Annotated in this window: 17 protein-coding genes; 4 read left to right on the top strand and 13 right to left on the bottom strand. The window is 41.2% G+C overall.

The window, feature by feature from the left end:
• Positions 1-11 precede the first annotated feature (11 nt).
• From flgK to CHI10_RS06000, 8 genes are all read right to left on the bottom strand, one after another.
• Positions 12-1,574 (bottom strand): flagellar hook-associated protein FlgK, encoded by a 1,563-nt coding sequence (flgK, locus tag CHI10_RS06035; protein ID WP_095243413.1) that lies wholly within the window; start codon positions 1,572-1,574, stop codon positions 12-14.
• 18 nt (positions 1,575-1,592) lie between these two features.
• Positions 1,593-2,072, bottom strand: a complete 480-nt coding sequence (locus CHI10_RS06030; protein ID WP_095243412.1) for a flagellar protein FlgN — start codon at positions 2,070-2,072, stop codon at positions 1,593-1,595.
• Between the two features lie 15 nt (positions 2,073-2,087).
• A complete protein-coding gene (flgM, locus tag CHI10_RS06025; protein WP_095243411.1) occupies positions 2,088-2,354 on the bottom strand; it encodes a flagellar biosynthesis anti-sigma factor FlgM in 267 nt (88 codons plus the stop codon).
• 145 nt (positions 2,355-2,499) lie between these two features.
• Positions 2,500-2,931, bottom strand: coding sequence for a TIGR03826 family flagellar region protein (locus tag CHI10_RS06020; protein ID WP_095243410.1), 432 nt, complete (start codon positions 2,929-2,931; stop codon positions 2,500-2,502).
• A gap of 71 nt (positions 2,932-3,002) precedes the next feature.
• Positions 3,003-5,582 (bottom strand): EAL domain-containing protein, encoded by a 2,580-nt coding sequence (locus tag CHI10_RS06015; protein WP_095243409.1) that lies wholly within the window; start codon positions 5,580-5,582, stop codon positions 3,003-3,005.
• A gap of 196 nt (positions 5,583-5,778) precedes the next feature.
• Positions 5,779-6,204, bottom strand: a complete 426-nt coding sequence (locus CHI10_RS22875) for a ComF family protein (protein ID WP_353615963.1) — start codon at positions 6,202-6,204, stop codon at positions 5,779-5,781.
• 271 nt (positions 6,205-6,475) lie between these two features.
• A complete protein-coding gene (locus CHI10_RS06005; RefSeq protein ID WP_095243437.1) occupies positions 6,476-7,945 on the bottom strand; it encodes an ATP-dependent helicase ComFA in 1,470 nt (489 codons plus the stop codon).
• A 229-nt stretch (positions 7,946-8,174) separates the two neighbouring features.
• On the bottom strand, positions 8,175-9,014 hold the full coding sequence (locus tag CHI10_RS06000) for a DegV family protein (RefSeq protein WP_095243407.1): 840 nt from the start codon (positions 9,012-9,014) through the stop codon (positions 8,175-8,177).
• Between the two features lie 215 nt (positions 9,015-9,229).
• Here CHI10_RS06000 and CHI10_RS05995 point away from each other — a divergent pair, with 215 nt between their 5' ends.
• On the top strand, positions 9,230-9,508 hold the full coding sequence (locus tag CHI10_RS05995; RefSeq protein ID WP_048009869.1) for a hypothetical protein: 279 nt from the start codon (positions 9,230-9,232) through the stop codon (positions 9,506-9,508).
• Positions 9,509-9,654: 146 nt separating this feature from the next.
• Positions 9,655-9,846 (top strand): hypothetical protein, encoded by a 192-nt coding sequence (locus CHI10_RS05990; RefSeq protein WP_095243406.1) that lies wholly within the window; start codon positions 9,655-9,657, stop codon positions 9,844-9,846.
• Positions 9,847-9,848: 2 nt separating this feature from the next.
• Here CHI10_RS05990 and CHI10_RS05985 read toward each other — a convergent pair whose 3' ends face one another.
• Positions 9,849-10,529: a response regulator gene (locus CHI10_RS05985; protein WP_095243405.1), complete on the bottom strand. Its 681-nt coding sequence runs from the start codon at positions 10,527-10,529 to the stop codon at positions 9,849-9,851.
• 58 nt (positions 10,530-10,587) lie between these two features.
• Positions 10,588-11,727: a sensor histidine kinase gene (locus CHI10_RS05980; RefSeq protein ID WP_095243404.1), complete on the bottom strand. Its 1,140-nt coding sequence runs from the start codon at positions 11,725-11,727 to the stop codon at positions 10,588-10,590.
• Positions 11,728-12,135: 408 nt separating this feature from the next.
• Between CHI10_RS05980 and CHI10_RS05975 the strand changes: the two genes are divergently transcribed.
• Together CHI10_RS05975 and CHI10_RS05970 are read left to right on the top strand one after the other, a co-directional pair.
• Entirely contained in the window at positions 12,136-12,774 is a 639-nt protein-coding gene (locus CHI10_RS05975) for a YigZ family protein (protein WP_095243403.1), read from the top strand.
• A gap of 87 nt (positions 12,775-12,861) precedes the next feature.
• Positions 12,862-13,995 carry an LCP family protein gene (locus tag CHI10_RS05970; RefSeq protein ID WP_095243402.1) on the top strand — a complete coding sequence of 378 codons (1,134 nt, stop codon included), beginning with the start codon at positions 12,862-12,864 and terminating at the stop codon, positions 13,993-13,995.
• 76 nt (positions 13,996-14,071) lie between these two features.
• Here the strand turns inward: CHI10_RS05970 and CHI10_RS05965 are convergent, their stop codons facing one another.
• The 3 genes from CHI10_RS05965 to CHI10_RS05955 all read right to left on the bottom strand — a co-directional run bounded on the left by CHI10_RS05965 (position 14,072) and on the right by CHI10_RS05955 (position 17,221).
• Positions 14,072-15,136, bottom strand: a complete 1,065-nt coding sequence (locus tag CHI10_RS05965) for a glycosyltransferase family 4 protein (RefSeq protein ID WP_095243401.1) — start codon at positions 15,134-15,136, stop codon at positions 14,072-14,074.
• A gap of 148 nt (positions 15,137-15,284) precedes the next feature.
• On the bottom strand, positions 15,285-16,400 hold the full coding sequence (locus CHI10_RS05960; RefSeq protein ID WP_179288966.1) for a glycosyltransferase: 1,116 nt from the start codon (positions 16,398-16,400) through the stop codon (positions 15,285-15,287).
• Between the two features lie 98 nt (positions 16,401-16,498).
• The gene (locus tag CHI10_RS05955; protein ID WP_095243399.1) at positions 16,499-17,221 is read right to left on the bottom strand and encodes a WecB/TagA/CpsF family glycosyltransferase; all 723 of its coding nucleotides are present in this window, start codon (positions 17,219-17,221) and stop codon (positions 16,499-16,501) included.
• Positions 17,222-17,333 lie beyond the last annotated feature (112 nt).

The raw sequence follows: 17,333 nt of genomic DNA, 5'->3' as shown, positions 1-17,333 counted from the left end.
TATTTCACCCTTTATCTGCCTACAACGCCCATGCCGTTGATGATTTTATCGAGCATTTCATCGACCACAGTGATATTGCGGGCCGAAGCGTTGTACGCATGTTGGAATTTAATCATATTGGTCATTTCTTCATCTAATGAGACTGCACTGACGGATTGCCTGTTCCGGTCTACTGAATCTGCCAGCACGGCGGAGTTTTTTAAATCCTTTTTAGCACTCTGAGAGTCTACGCCTAACCGTCCAATAATTCCTGAATAATAGGAATCCAGGCTCCCGTTCAGCTTTGATTTTTCATCATCCGTCAATGAAGTATAATCACTAAAGCTTTTCTTTCTTAAATCAGCCAGCAGCTGAGCATTTTTGTTATCACCTGATGCTCCGCCTTTTTCGGCTGCCGCGGCAATTTTAGATGAATCATCCAGCAATGCTTGATTCACTTTCATGCTCTGTGCCGGGTTCTCCTCATCAAACTCGAAAAAGTCCAATCCGGAGATATTATCTGCTCCAAGGGCATATCCATTCTTATGAATCTCATTGAATTCCTTGGCAAAAGCAGACGCCATTTTATTCAGCTTCTCCAGCATTTCAGGATAAGCACCCTTAGCAGAACCACCTGCTTCATAACCATAGCTGTTAATTAAACCGGTCAATTCACCGGATAAAGTCTCAAATTGCGTAAAGGAAGTAGATCCAATCTTTAATCCTGTTACAAGTCCGCTGTCTTCGCTTTTTTCAAGCTCCAGCTTGTTTGTGCCAACAATCCCACTCTCTTTTGTTACAGATATGAGGTTAATTGGCGGGTTATAGGATTTTCCATCCTTTTGGACAATCTCGATATTATAAAGGCCCGCTGCCATCGGCTTGGCATCTCCATATGTATTCGGAACCACATTGGTCACTTTTACATTCACCAATTTTGAAAGACCGTCTACCAGTAAATCCCGCTCATCATAAAGATCATTTGGCATGTATCCGTGCGGCTCAACAGAGGCGATCTGTTTATTTAGTTGATCAATTTGTGCGACGATCGCGTTAATTTCATCCACTTTCACATCAACCTGATTCCCAATATCCTCTTGAACCCGTGATAGGGAATTATGATAATAATTCAGTGTATCCGCAACCATCTGCCCGGTAGCTGCCACTACATCTCTGGCTCCGGTGTTTTCAGTATGGCTTGATAAATCCTGCAGCGCATTCCAGAATTTTTCCAGCGTACTGTGCAATCCATTCTCAGACGGTTCATTTATGATTTCTTCCATTTTGGTTAAAGACTCGCTCATGGCACCGTAATAGCCCATTTTTGTGTTTTCGGTTCTATATTGCAAATCCAGGAATGATTCTCTTATTCTCTGAACTGTTCCAGCCTCAACACCTGTTCCCATTTGTCCGGGTATCTGCGGTCGGTTCATGCCAACGCCAGGATAAGGCTCAGTTTGCGCGAAATTAATGCGCTGCCTGGTGTATCCCGGCGTATTCGCATTTGAAATATTATGACCTGTTGTATATAAAGCACTTTGCTGGGTGAACATGCCGCGGCGGGCTGTTTCGAGTCCCATGAAAGTTGAACGCATGTTTGTTCCTCCGTTCTGCTACACTTTCGAGTTGAAAATTCCTGGATTCATCTTTTCAGGTTTCTTTCTGGCAGGCGGACCGTAGTTCATATTTTCAGGCTGCGGCCTTAATAGATTCATAGAGACATTCACAAACTGAAGCGACTGATGAACAAGCTGCTGGTTAAGGAAGTTCTGCTCTTTCAGTTCGTACACCAGCTCAGCAAGCTCCTCTGTGATGGCCTCCAGCTTGAGACGGTCAGGCTGCGTGAGGATATTTAAGCAATCTGATACGGTTGGGCTTTTCAGCATAGGTGCGATGGAGTTTGCTGCTTTCTCCCGTTCTTTATCCAACCGGCTGATAGCCGCTATATGAGCCTGCTCATCCTTCAGCATCTGATTCAGGGCGTTCATGTCGCCGGTTTTAATAATATCTGTCTTTTTAACTGCGAGTTCGTATAGGCTTTTATGAAGCTTAAGCAGTTTCTCCATCGATGCAGTAAGTGCTTCGGCTGACACGCCATCCCCTCCTCTTTATTTTTTCGTATAAAAATTAGCGATGCTTTTCGCGACTTCTTTTGGATTGATTTTATAGGTGCCGTTCTCTACCTGAATTTTAAGCTCTTCCACCTTTGCTTTGCGGTTTTCGCTCAGCTGTGAAACCTGCTGCATTTCCTTTGCAGTGGAGCTGATTTCGATTTTATCTGATGCCGCTCTGGCTGGTTTCCCTGCATTTTCAAGCTTATTCAGTTGGCGTTTGTATGGGTTCACGCCTGAAGGACCAAAATTATTGATTTTCATGTGTACCCCTCACTTTCTTTTCCGGTCAATTTTACCCTAAGTTTATTATCGGCTAACGGGGCGGTTTGTTTAAATGTTATTTTAAGTTTGGCAAAAAATACATCGATTAGCCTATAGAAAAAGCTATGTGAATGGGACACATAGCTTAAAAACGCCTATTAATTTTTTCATTTACGGCAAAATAAGTGCCGTGTTTTTCCCGCTGGGCTGCTTCTTTTCTTCGTTCTTCTTCAGCTGTAAACTGCTGAAGATCTTTCCGCAGCTCTACAGCACAGCTGCCGCAAAGCTTACCTTCCCGGATGCTTGTACCGCATTTCTCGCAAGGATACCCCAGGTTTGGAAAATGCGCCAGCTTCAATCGGCCGGTTTTAATGAATTTAATGATGAGCTCTTCTTTAACTCCGGTCGCATCTACAACCTCCAGCATTTTTGCCGTCCGATTCTCCCGCTTCCGTATAAACTGGTACACCGTCTCATAGGCCTTTTCTTCTTCCTTCCAGCAATCCTGGCAGACATCGCGGAATTGATTTTTTACATAAATCGCATCACATTTCGGGCAGTTAGATAACTCAGCCATATGATTTCTTCCTCTCTCAGTTTGTGATGAAATTATTATAGCTCGAAGAATAGGATAATTATAGAAAAATGTTATTCGAAGTACTGCTGGCTGCTGGCTGTTTTTATGAATCGAGATTCGGAAACGGGGAGGTCTTGCTCGAACTGACTTTGCAAAACATCAAGCATACCCGCCAATTCCGCTCTTGGTGCCTCTTCGATAATAAATTGAAATCCATAAATAGTCAGAGCATCTGATATTTCAGCTTTTCGGACAATCGTTCCGGTATAGGAAAGATCCTCTCCTGAAAGCTTGGTCTCAATTAATAGAATGATATCTTTCCTCACAGGGAGTTTCATCTTTGATACAAATTTCACTCCGCCTGCACTCATATCTTCAATCAGGATCTTCGTGCTGCCCATTTTGACAGGCTTGCTGTTAAGCTCTAAGATGGTCATGTCCGCCTCCAGCGGATAGGGAAACTCGACCCGGACATACTTGCGCAAACCTTTAAACACATTGTCTTCCTTGATATTCCGCGGCTTCAGGGTGCCAATTAACAGATTCTGCTCAAAGGTGGAAGGCGGAATTGGCTTGCTGAAAAGATAGCCCTGTATTTGGTCACACTCATTTTTTCTTAAGGAATAGAACTGTTCAAAGGTCTCAACGCCTTCTGCTACCACCTTCATATTCAGCCCATGCGCGAGCTGAATCAAATTGGCCGTAATGATCGCATCTTCTGTGTTTTTATCCATTGCCTGAATAAACGTTTTATCAATCTTTAAAACATCGAATTTATATTTCTTTAATTGAGTGATGGAAGAATAGCCGGTTCCAAAGTCGTCCAGCGCAATTTCCACTCCCATCTCACCCAATTCCTTAAGCACTGCTATCACGTTCTCTGAGTAATTGATCAGGGAAGACTCGGTCAATTCAATCTCAAGCAATGATGCGTCCAGACAATTCTCATCCAATGCTGCCTTTATCGTGGAAACAAAACAGCTTTTCAAAAAGCTCAGCGGAGAGATGTTCACGGATATTGGAACAATCGGCAGCCCGCTTTCCTTCCAGGAATGAATCTGCCTGCATACCTTCTTTATCACGTATTCGCCTATATCTACGATTAAACCGGTTTCTTCTGCAACGGGGATAAACTCCAGCGGTGAAACTCTGCCCCATTCTGGATGATTCCATCTTAATAAAGCTTCCGCACTTAGTATTCTCCGTGTTTTCGTATCAACTCTTGGCTGGTATTCAAGAAAAAGCTGGTCATTCTGAAGTGCTTTCCGCATATCCTGTTCCAAAGTAAAAAGCTTATAAGATTCAATATCCATGGAGGGATGGTAAGCCTGGAATCTATTATTCCCTTTCTGCTTGGCATGGTATAGGGAAGATTCCGTGTTTCTGACCAATTCATCAGCTGTGATTCCATTATCCGGATATAAACTAATGCCTATAGACGGGGTAATACTAAGCTCAAAGCTGTTAATATGGAATGGTTCAGAGAAGATAGGATTGATGGAATCTGCTAATCGTGCGGGATCCTCCCCTTCCTGAATAGATTCCATAATGACCGCAAACTGATCACCGGAAATTCTTGCTGAAAAATAATTTACCCTCCCCTTAATTCTTTGAGAAACAAGCTTGAGAAGTTCATCTCCAGCAGAGTGGCCGAATGTATCATTAATCTGCTTTAGCCGCTCCAAATCAAAAAATAGAACCGCAAATCTCTTCTGTGCATCATCTTCTATAAGACTCTGGAGCTTCTGATCAAAGTACCGGCGGTTTGGCAGGTCGGTTAAATGATCATAAAAAGCCATACGCCTCATTCTTTTTTCAAGCCATTTTTGTTCCGTTATATCTGTTACAAATCCATCAACCCGGATAAGCTCACCACTATCATTCAGGTGCGGGATGCTATGATGATTAACCCACCTTAATTCACCGGACTTATGAACAATCCGATATTGATAGCGGATGCTATTCCCATTCAGAAGTTTCACCCGCTCCGCCTCTACCACCTGCACATCCTCTGGATGGATTACATTGTTCCACAAATCGAAGTCGGCAATAAACTCCTCGGCCGTGTAGCCGAAAATCCCTTCTACACCTCTCGAAAAATGAAGAACCTTTCTTTTCAGTAAATCTGCAGAATAAATGCCCACATCAAGATTTTCATATATCTGTCCAATTTTCCGCTCGTTTTCATAAAGTTTTTCTTCCATGCGCCGCTTTTCAGTTATATCCTGAATCGTGACAATGATTTTGGGCGATCCATCTCCATCTGCAAAATAATCTGCCAGATGGTGAATATACCGTTCTTCACCATCCTGCCTGATCATCCTGCATACCAGGTCCACACTATCCTTTTCTTTGAGAAGCCTATTAAACTGCTTTTCAAAAGCCGGGTGGTCATCCTGATGAATGTAGCTCAAATACATTTGATAGTCTGGGAAAAAATCTTTTTGAGGCTTTAGACCAAAAATCCGAAACAGCTGATCAGTCCAAAATCCTTTATCGGTTTCAACATCGTACTCCAGGCTTCCAATGTTGGCGATTTTTTGGGCCTGGTTGAGGTTATTTTTTATTTTAGTCAATTCCATTTGATGGATGTAATATTCAGTCATATCCTTTGGATTGATATCATCTTCCTGCGAGTTTAAGTCGTTCACTTCCAAACATCCTTTCCAAACAAAATGGCAACTGAAAAAACATTTCTTTGTCGCCATGGCAGCTCCAATGCTTTAGATCAGCAGCAGGTGTCTTTCCCATCCGTAAAATTCGCCCTTGATTAGAATATTTTAACATAGGAGTATTTTCCTAATAACTAATCAATCCAAAATATTACTTTGCAATATCTTCCATTACTTATCCTCTTGCCAATGTAAATGAACATACCGATGCAGCTCCTCGTTCCTTCAAAACATTCGCTGCATGGTATAAAGTAGATCCAGTTGTATAAATATCGTCGATGAGGAGGATATTCTTGTCTTTAACAGCTGTCTCGGGAAATAACTCGAAGACCTGTGTTAGATGTATGCGCTCTTTTCGTGATTTTTTTGATTGTTTTTCCGAGTGGCTGCGCTGAAGAAGCTCTACAGATGTAAAGCCTGCTTCCTGAATAAGGGCAGATGATTGATTGAATCCTCTTTCGTAAAGCCGCTCAGGACTTAGCGGGATGGGAACGAGGAAGTCGAATTGAAGAGACTGGAGTCTTTCATTTATGAAAGGGGAGAATGCTTTAGCGAGGATATAATCTCCGCGGAACTTGTACCTGGCAATTGTCTCCTTCAAAAAGTCATCATAGGCGAAAATTGAATGGTTTTTATCAAGCTGTCCTGACCAGACTGTGTCCTGGTTCCACCTTACGCAATCTTTGCATAGATTCCCTTTACGAAATTGAGGATCTAGCGTGCTGAAGGGGCGGCTGCATTTACCGCAAGTATCGCCTTTGATAACTGGGAGTTTGTCGGTGCAGGTCTGGCATAAACGAATCTCTTTTGGCCGTGACCAGAGAGTTGTCCAGCTGACAACAGACAGGATTTCTTCATGGCATATTAAACAGTTAATAGTCGATCAGTCCTTTCTTTTTGGCTTCAGTGTTCATATGGAGGATTTGCTTTCGTGCTTTGACCATGCTGTCGGTTTTGCCGTAATGGAAAAAAGTGATATCTCCGGTTGGAAATTGAGCACTTCTGCCAACTCGGCCTGCTATCTGGACGAGAGCACTTTCTGTGAAAATCCGGTCTTCTGCTCCCAGAACAGCTACATCTACATTAGGAAACGTTACGCCTCTTTCAAGGATGGTTGTTGTTAGGAGCATCGGGATTTCGTTATTGCGGATCATTTGGACTTTGGCTTTACGCTCTGGGTCTTCTGCGTGGACAGCTTGAACATTAGGATAGGTTTTACGGAGTATGGTGAGGACTTTGTCCATTTTCTCGATTTTGGGGAGGAAGAGCAGGCACTGCTTATGATAATCTAGCCTCTTTTTGATCCATTGGGTGACGATTGGCGGGAGCTTATCCTTCTTAAGGGATTTCTCCCAATTGCCGCACCATTTGAATGATGGTACTGGCAAGGGGTGGCGATGATATCTAGCTGGGATGGTGACATAATCTCTTTTCCCGCTCCGGCATTCATTCTGCCATTTTTGATTTGGTGTAGCTGTGAGATAAATCATCGAGGAATGTTCTTTGCTGGACTGGCGGACAGCATACTGGAGGCTATCGTCTGCCGTATAGGGAAAGGCATCTACTTCATCCAGAATGACTGTATCAAAAGCTTTGTAAAATCGGAGAAGCTGGTGCGTGGTGGCGATAGTTAAGGGGGCTTGAAGATGGTTGCCTTCACTGCCGCCGTAGAGGATAGCCACCTGGATGTCGGGAAAAACTGCTTTGAGCCGTGGACCAAGCTCGAGCACAACATCTGTTCTCGGAGTGGCAATGCAGACTCTTTTTCCGGAAGCGAGGGCGGCATTGATGCCTTCAAATAGTACCTCCGTCTTTCCTGCACCGCATACAGCCCAGACGAGGAGCTCTCTATTTTCTTTCACTGCCTGCTTTACGTGATCGGATGCAATCTGCTGACCGGGGGAAAGGGTGCCTGTCCATTCTAGGGGATGCCCGGTTAATTCACGGTCTGGCTCAGGTCCGCTCCAGCCAATTAGAGGGGTGCACTCACTGACTCTGCCCATCATGATGCATTTTCGGCAGTAAGTACATTCTTCCTCACCGCAACGGGCACAGGGAAAACCTGCGAATAGTGATCGATCTTGATTGCCGCATCTCGCACAAACTGTCTTGCTTTTGGTCTTAATTATTCCTTTTCGATAAGTAATATAGCCATTTTCATAATGCTGATGGATCTCTAAGAGTAAATGTGGTAAATTCTCGAGTAGAAGCTGTTTTCCGTAGAGGACTTGCTGGAGTTCTTTGTTGAAAGGGTAGTTTTCGTTGAGTGGCGGTTCCGGAATGACTTCCATAGAGGTTATCGGCAGGCTTTCTGGAGGAAAATCTCTCAAATAGGGGGTCATATTAGGAGTAAATCTCAATTAGTTCACCTCTGGATTAATTAGTTTGCATCTCAATTTGCAAGTTTTTCGGTTCTATTTGCAAGTTCTCCGATCTATTTGCAGATTTAGGCTCGCTATTTGCATATTCAAGCTTTCTATTTGCAGGAGTCCTCAATCTATTTGCAAATCCACATCACCCCTCTCAAAAAATCTGCGCCACTCCCCAGAATGGCGCAACTCCAAACAAACATTACTTCTTTACCCAGCCAAATCCCATCGCGCCTTCGCCCAAATGGGTTCCGATAACCGGACCAAAATAGCTGATCATAAACTCAACATTCGGATACTGTGCTGCGAGTTCAGCCTTCCACTCACGCGCTTCTGCTTCACGATTGGCATGGATAATCACCGCCTGATATGGCTCCCCGCTTTTCACATCTTCCCAGAAAAGGTCTACCATCCGCTTCATCGCTTTCTTCCGCGTGCGAATCTTTTCAAAGGGAACGATTTTCTTATCTTCAAAATGCAGCAGCGGCTTCACCTGGAGCAGACTACCGATCAAGGCCTGTGCACTGGACAAACGTCCTCCGCGCTGAAGATGCGCAAGGTCGTCCACCATGAAATAAGCACGTATGCTCTTCTTCATTTCCTCCAGCCGGTCCACGATTTCTTGTGGACTCTTACCGGCAGCAGCCAGTTCAGCGGCTTCCATCACATAAAATCCCTGCACCATACAGCTGATTTCGGAATCAAAGGGGAATACCTGAATATCGTCCACCATGCTCCCGGCAGTGACTGCCCCCTGAAACGTGCCGCTGATGCCGCTCGACAGATGAATCGAAATTACTGCATCATACTCTTTCGATAATGTCTCAAACAGCTCGGCAAACTCGCCCACCGGTGGCTGTGAAGTAGTCGGAAGCTCTTTATGCTTCACTTCTTCATAAAAATCCGCAGCCGTAATTTCCACTTCTTCCTGGTACGTCTCACCGCCAAAAATAACACTCAGCGGAATCATATGTATATTTAACTTTTCTCTTAAATTCTTAGGAATGTATGCTGTACTATCCGTTACAACAGCCGTTTTCATAAATAGAGGTACCATCCTTATCTTTTTTCTCTACTGTATGTTCCATTTTATATGATAGCGGGGGAAATTGCATTAAGTTATAGAGTTGGGAAGCAAATAATCCTATGCCCCATTATGCCTACTTTTAAGACCTGGTAATTTTTTACCTTAAATCCTTCCCATGTGTATGATAAAATGCTCCTTGTGTCTTTATTTTGTAAAGGAGCTGTAACACATTGATTAAAAGCACTTCTTCCACAAATACCACCGTATCTAATAAATACAGCTTAGATATCCTTCATCAAATGCTTAATAATGAATTAAGTAAGTATAAACACATTAAAGTTCCTAATATCAACCATTCTGTCAGCGGGACAGAACTTGCTTCATGGCTGATGGACAGTGCATCCCCCCAAGAAATCGAAGAGCTTGTTCACATGGTGAACCAGGCTAAAAAGAGATCTTCCAATACAAAAGCTATTTTTCAAATAGCCGCAGCCGCACTTATAAAATAAACACGCCAAGGTGAGTGCTACACGCACTAATTTGGTTAATATTTCAAGAAAAGTGTATAAATGCCTTTAAATCATATGATCTATCCGTTATCATTAATATATATAAGTAAACTTCCATTTGAAACAATAAAGAATAGAGGTAAACCATGGCGCAAGCAATCACAATTATTCTTTCTTCGTTTATAATTTTTTTATTAATTGAGGAGATTTCCCATCTTGCCTTTAGAAGGTATTTAAATGGTCCTTTTGTTTTCTTAGGAAATTTAATGAGATTATTGAGTAAAGTTAAAAATAAAAAAGAAAAAGCCCCTTCCAAAAAGGACTTTTTCTCTCAATAATATTATCGCACCTCTACCCAGCCGTTCTTAATAGCTACAACAACTGCCTGAGTACGGTCATTCACATTCATTTTTTGCAGGATATTGCTCACGTGGTTCTTTACCGTTTTTTCGCTTATGTATAAAGCTTCCCCAATTCCGCGGTTGCTTTTGCCATCAGCCAGGAGCTGAAGCACTTCACATTCGCGGCGTGTCAGCAAGTGCAGCGGACGGCGGATTTCGACCTGTGAATAGGAGCTGTTGCTAGTTCCCTCTGCTGCCAAGCGGCGGTACTCATTTACCAGGTTGTGTGTCACCTTCGGATGTAGATAAGAGCCTCCATCAGCAACAACCTTCACAGCCTCCACTAATGCATCTGCATCCATTTCTTTTAAAAGGTATCCGCTTGCTCCTGTCTTTAGGGCGTGCGTTACATAATTCTCATCATCGTGGATGGAAAGAATGATTACCTTAGATTCCGGATATTTATTAATCAGCTGGCGGGTCGCTTCCACACCATTTGTATTTGGCATATTGATGTCCATGATGATTACATCTGGATCATACTCTTCGACAAGAGCCATGGCTTCACTGCCATCATCGCCTTCTGCCACTACACTAAAGCTCTTTTCGAAATCTAAAATGCGTTTTACCCCTTCTCTGAATAATTGATGGTCATCAATTATGACGATCTTTGTATTCAAATGCTTCGCCTCCCAAATCTCCAGTTCGTTTTATCTATCTCTATTCTTAAGATGTTTCCTATTTCAATGGCACCTGGATTATGACAATGGTTCCTTTTCCCGGTTTGGAATCTATGGACATCTGGCCTTCCAAAAGTTCCAGCCTTTCACCCATTCCCATAATTCCAAAAGAGCCAGGACGCTTCTCGCGTATATTGAACCCTTTTCCGTCATCTTTAATGACTACAGCTACCCTAGAATTGTTAATCTCTATTTTCACTTGAATTTCTTTCGCATCCGCATGCTTGAGAGCATTTGTCACAGACTCCTGAATCAAACGGAACAATGCGACTTCATATTGTGGCGGCAATCGCCTTTCTTCGCCAACATTTGCGAAATATATCTTTGTACTCCTGTGATACTCTTCGATCGTTGTTAAGTATTTTTTGAGGGTAGGTATTAAACCCAAATCATCAAGAGCCATTGGACGCAAGTCATAAATAATCCTTCGAACCTCATATAATGCATTGCGGACCATTTTTTTCAGGTCTTTTATTTCCGTAATGGCTTCATCTGCACCGCGCTCTTTGTATACCCGTTCAATTAAATCGGATCTCATCATGACATTCGCCATCATCTGGGCAGGTCCGTCATGGATCTCACGGGATACTCTTTTCCGCTCTTCTTCCTGTGCTTCGATGATTTTCAGGCCAAAATCCTGTTTCAGCTTCGCATCTTCAATGATTTCGCCCATTTGTTTCAAGTCACTTGTCAGATAATTCATTACAACCGTAATTTGTGAAATAAGAACTTCCGATCTATCGATGGTGTCATTAACACCTACAAGCCGTCTTTCAATGTCATCACGACGATCCCTCAGCTGTTTTTCAAGCTGACGGTTCATGGATAAATCCATTTGAAGCTGATGGGCTTTCTCATAGGCTTCACGGACTTCAGACTCAGAATAATCCTTAAAATGCATGCTTACTTCAGATAGGCGCTTTCTTGCAAAACGGGTTTGCACCTCCAGCCGATCCCCTTCTTCAATTACTTTAAGGACCATTTGTTTTACTTCCATCAATTCTTCCGTCAGGGTCTCGTAATCTTTACGGCATTGCTCTCCTATACGGAATATTTCATCTTTACTGGTACCTACTGTTTGAACCATTTTTTCAAGGATAAGATCCAGAGTCTTGGAATCGAATTTCTTAATACTCATTTACATTCCTCCAAGGGCGTAACCCTTCCGCTATGTACCTTTATTTTAGCGCTAAATGAGCTAAGATACTATCTTTCCAGTCTGAAAATTATACCAAGTTACCTAAAATTCGGTAAAAAGCCTTAGGCTTGTGATTTCACCCTATGTCTTATATCCTATATAAAAGCAGGGTAAACATGACTACCTGGGAAATTAATATGTATATTTATACCACTTAAAGATTAAAATCGGCACATTTTTTATTATAGCAGCATAAACATCAGAATTGCTTACATTATAACATGGGAAAAAATGTTCTATATTAAAGTTTCATTACATTCTGTTAAAAAATTGATGTTGGGAAACTTGTCGAATTATAATGAATTAAGCTGATTTTTTTGGACAAAGAGTTAAGAAAGGAGCGGTTCTGTGCTGCCCTCTTATTATACAGTTAAGGGATACGGAGAAAATGAAATTGAAATAGAAAGATCCAGGTTTATTGCTCATGTAGGAAGAGCAGAAACAGCAGATGAGGCCCTGGAATTTATTCAGAAAATTAAGAAGATACATTCCAATGCCACCCATAATTGTTCTGCCTACTTAATTGGTGAAAACGACCAGATCCAAAAAGCAAATGATGATGGAGAACCAAGCGGCACCGCTGGTGTGCCTATTCTGGAGGTATTGAAGAAAAAAAAGCTAAAAGATACAGTCGTTGTCATAACCAGGTATTTCGGCGGAATAAAATTAGGAGCAGGCGGTTTGATTCGGGCTTATGGAAGGGCAACCTCAGAAGGATTGCAGGCGACCGGTATTGTTGAAAGAAGGCTCATGAAAGTTATGAAGACAAAGATTGATTATACGTTGCTTGGGAAGGTCGAAAATGAGCTGAGATCTTCCATTTACGCGATAAAGGAAATTCATTATCTTGATACAGTCACAGTTGAAACATTTGTTGAAGAAAATCAAACGGGGGCTTTTACTGACTGGATGACCGAATTAACAAATGGGGCGGGTAAAATTACTTTAGGTGACAGCTTATACCTGGAAGAAGAGGTAATACAATAGCCTAACCAAAGTTTTGTTTTACTAAACTCCCTAAAAATTATAAAATAACATATGGCACTCTTTACTTTTAAATAAAGGAGCATACAGATGTCTCATGATAGACGTTCAATAGTTATCGAAAAAAGAAAATCAAAAAGGAAGAGAAGAATCTTTCTATTTATTTTCCTTCCTATTATCTTACTGACACTCAGCGCAACGGCTTATGGAACATTTTTATATAATAAAGCACAATCAGTTATGGAAGATTCATATAATCCTATAGATCGCACAACAAAAAGAGCATCGGCAGCCCAGCCGGATATTGATAATATTTCTGTGCTATTCATCGGTGTGGATGACAGCAGCAAAAGGTCTTTCAGCACATCCTCCAGATCGGATGCGCTTATGCTTGCTACTTTTAATAAGGATTCAAAATCAGTTAAATTGCTTAGCATTCCAAGAGATTCTTATGTTTACATTCCGAAATTGGGATACCAGGATAAAATTACCCATGCACATGCTAACGGCGGGCCGGCTACAACAATAGAAACCGTAGAGGAATTGCTGGATATTCCCGTTGATTTTTATGTGAAAGTAAATTTCAATGCATTCATTGATATTGTAGAGGCTCTGGATGGCATTCAAGTCGATGTCCCTTACGCTTTTTCAGAACAGGACTCAAATGATACACCTAATGCCATCAGTTTAGAGCCAGGATACCAATTATTAAATGGTGAAGAGGCACTTGCATTGGCCCGTACCAGAAAAAAGGATAGCGATATCCAGCGCGGCGAAAGACAGCAGCAAATCTTGAAAGCAATTGTTAATAGAGCGGTTTCTGTAGGCTCCATTTCCAAATATGCGAATGTAATTGAAGCGGTTGGAAAGAATATGGAAACCGACCTGACCTTTGACCAGATGAAGGCTTTCTTGAATTATGCAACTGAAGGATCATCCATTAATATCGAATCTCTAGCATTAAAAGGACAGGATATGTACTTGCCTAACAGCAACGGAAATAGAGTTTATTATTATCAGCTGGATGAATACAGCCTATCGGAAATAAAGACGGCTCTTCAAGGTCATTTAGATTTGGCACCTGACACCTATGGACAAAGTGATAATACACAGATTGAAGATCCGTCTCAATCTCAAGATGGAACTGATTTGAATAACTCAGAACCAGCTCAAAATAACTATAACGAAGCACAGTCTGAAGAAGTTTCTGAAAGTGAGTATTAAAAAGTTCGCGGCCTCGCGAACTTTTTTTTGCATAAAATAAATAAAAATAAGCAACCTATAAAAGGCTGCCTATTAATTAGTATCTATCTTTAGCAGAGGGAATGGCTCTGCTTTTTAGTCTTTTTAGAATCGGCTGATAATCCTTTCCTGCAAGCCCGATAATCTCGGCAAACAGCTCGATCATCACCAGTATTACTGCTATTAACACCAGGGATCCCCATATTTTAGCCTGCGAGAAGATGACTGCTGCTAGACCAAAAAATGCAGCAATGGCATATATCATTAGAACCGTTTGCCGATGGGTAAAGCCCAGATTCAACAGGCAATGGTGCAAATGGGATTTATCTGGCGCTGATAAGGGCTGTTTGTTAATAAATCGTCTAATAATCGCAAAAAAAGTATCCGATAACGGAACACCTAATATAAGAATAGGAATAATGAATGAAATCATCGTTACATTTTTAAAACCTAGAAGAGAAAGGACTCCAATCATATAGCCTAAAAATAATGCTCCTGTATCCCCCATGAAAATTTTTGCGGGATGAAAATTATATAAAAGAAATCCTATTGTACTAACAAGCACCAGGGTAGAAATAGCTATAACATAAGTATTCCCCATGATAATGGCCATTACAGAGATAGTAATTAGCGCAATAGAGGAGACACCTGCAGCAAGCCCATCAAGCCCATCAATCAAGTTAATGGCGTTCGTGACTCCTACAATCCACAAAACTGTCAAAGGAATGGCTAAATAACCAAATTCAATTTTTCCGCCAAATGGCGCATTTATGAAAGATACTTCGACCCCGCCCCATAACACCACAATTAAAGCAGCACCGATTTGGGCAATAAACTTTATTTTAGCTGATAAATTATACATATCATCCAAAATGCCGATTATAATAATTACTACGCTTCCAACCAGTATAGGCAAGTGATATTCCTTAGAGGGCTGGAAAATCATAACCCCCAGCAAGAAGCTGATATATATAGCTAAGCCGCCTAGTCTAGGCATTATTTTTTGATGTACTTTTCTTTGTTCCGGCTTATCTGTAGCCCCTATTCTGAATGCCAGCTTTTTTACAAGAGGTGTTAGAACAACGGAGCATAAAAAACATAATATTAAGGTCAGGTAAAACATCTTAGACCCTCCTTATGAATAGAATGCCCCTATTTCTCTAACAGAATCAGGCATTTATTTCTAAACTGTGTGAACGACACACAACGAACTCATTATACCATACAAAAAAAACTTTAGGATTATTATTTTTTTGACAAAAATCGATAAATCAAGTCAATCTTGTTAATTTTTTATACGTATCTATTACACTTTTTCTGAAATTTTCGACATTAAATAAAGAAGAAGCTCGTTCATTTAGACAATTTCCCTTTTCCTGAAGCTTGCCGAGATGTTTTAAATCAATCGCTTCATTAATGGCTAAAGCCAGTTGATCATAATCCTTGACAGGAATCACCCATCCATATTTGTTTGAAGGAACCAGATCCCCCACCCCTCCTACATCAGTAGTAATGACCGGCAGCTTTGCCCTTGCAGCTTCAAGCAGGACCAAAGGGAAACTCTCGCTATAGGATGTTAAAATCTTTAAATCAGACAGCTGCCAAAGGGAAACCACGTCTTCTCTATAGCCCAAAAACAGGATATGCTGAGTCAAACCCATTTCTTTTGCCTGTCTTCTTAAATCTTCTTCCAGAAATCCATCACCAACTAAAAGAAGCTTCACATCCGGATAGTGGTCTATAACTTTTTTTAATGCAGCAAAAGCAGTAACATGGCCTTTGACTGGAGTAAGCCTGGCAACCATGATAATAACAAATTGCTCCTCCTCCAAACCTATATCTCCTCGGCTTAACTCGATTGAAGAGTGGCTGCAGGAAAAATCAATTCCATTGAAGATAGTTGTAATCTTATTTTCTTTAATACCCTGAGAAACAAGAAGTTCCTTAAAACGGCTGGATATAGCAAAATAATGGTCAGGTTTCTTCAATGTCAATAAATGAACCTTTGTAAACACCCGTCCCGCTATGCCTTTCCCTAAGAAATCGTGAAAAGGGTTGCTGTGCACCGTTGTGACCCACATACAATGAGGCCTTTTTCGTTTAATTAAATAACCAAATAAATTGGCTCTTGCCCCATGAGTATGAATGATATCAATTTTATTTTCATCAATGAACTGAACCACTTTGGCGATTAATGAAAAATCATATTTGGTTTTCTGAGGGAATAGTTGTATATTAATTCCCCTTTTGAAAGCTCTTTCAAACATTGGACCTTTTTCAAATACCCCGAGGAAAAACTCTTTCTGGCTTAACGTTTCCAGAAGGTCCAGAATATGATACATTCCTCCCCCAGTTTCATTTCCTGCATTTAAGTGAAGAACCTTCATATTTATCCTTCCTTTATGTCTCATGATATAAGACGAAGCTCAAGTCAAAAGGTTTCAAAAAATACAGCCCCTAAAAAAAATCTTTTATATGAACTGATTTATTTTTTTGACTGCAGCACATGGATCACAAATTTGGGGAGAGCAAGCATTCGTTTCCATCGGGCAGGCTGCTGCAGAAGCCGGTAAAACCACTCCAGCTTCATTTTCTGCCAAACTTCGGGAGCCCTCTTTACTTCTCCAGCTATTACATCAATGCTGCCGCCTACCCCTATAAATAGGCCTTTAGAAAATCTGGATATATTCTCTGAAATCCAATGTTCCTGTCTGGGAAATCCCAGTGCAACAAAGACGATGTCTGGCTTTAGTTGTTCAATATCATTTGAAAGCTTGCCATCTTCCCAATTAAAATAGCCATTATGCCTTCCTGCCAAAACAAGGTCGGGAAAAGCTGCTTTTATTCTTTCTGCAGCCTTTTGATTAACCCCTTCCCTGCCTCCAAGAAGGTAAATGCTCCATTTATGTAAATTGGCAAGCTCAAGCAGTTTCATCATTAAATCGAACCCGGCTATTCTTTCAGCAATTGGCTTGTCCAGTATTTTCGCGGCCAGGAGAATTCCATTTCCATCTGGAACTATAAAGTCTGCTGTGAGAACTTTTTCTTTATATTTTCTATCTTCATATGTATGCATGACGATTTCCGGATTGGCTGTAACAATAAATGTTTTCTCTTCTCTGTCCACTTGATCAGCAAGAATTTCAACCATATCACTAAAAGATGTATTTATGAAAGGAATTTCCAGTATTTCAACACGTTCTTTCATGCTTACCCCTCATTTGCTAATTTTGCATGTTATCTTTAATGTATACATTAGCACTCCCTTTCATCATTGAAAATAACTTATTCGATATTTAATTAAATTTACATAACCTTAA

The sequence above is a fragment of the Bacillus sp. 7894-2 genome (assembly GCF_002272225.1).
Lineage (GTDB): Bacteria > Bacillota > Bacilli > Bacillales > Cytobacillaceae > Cytobacillus.
This window is presented reverse-complemented; position numbering and strand designations above follow the sequence as displayed.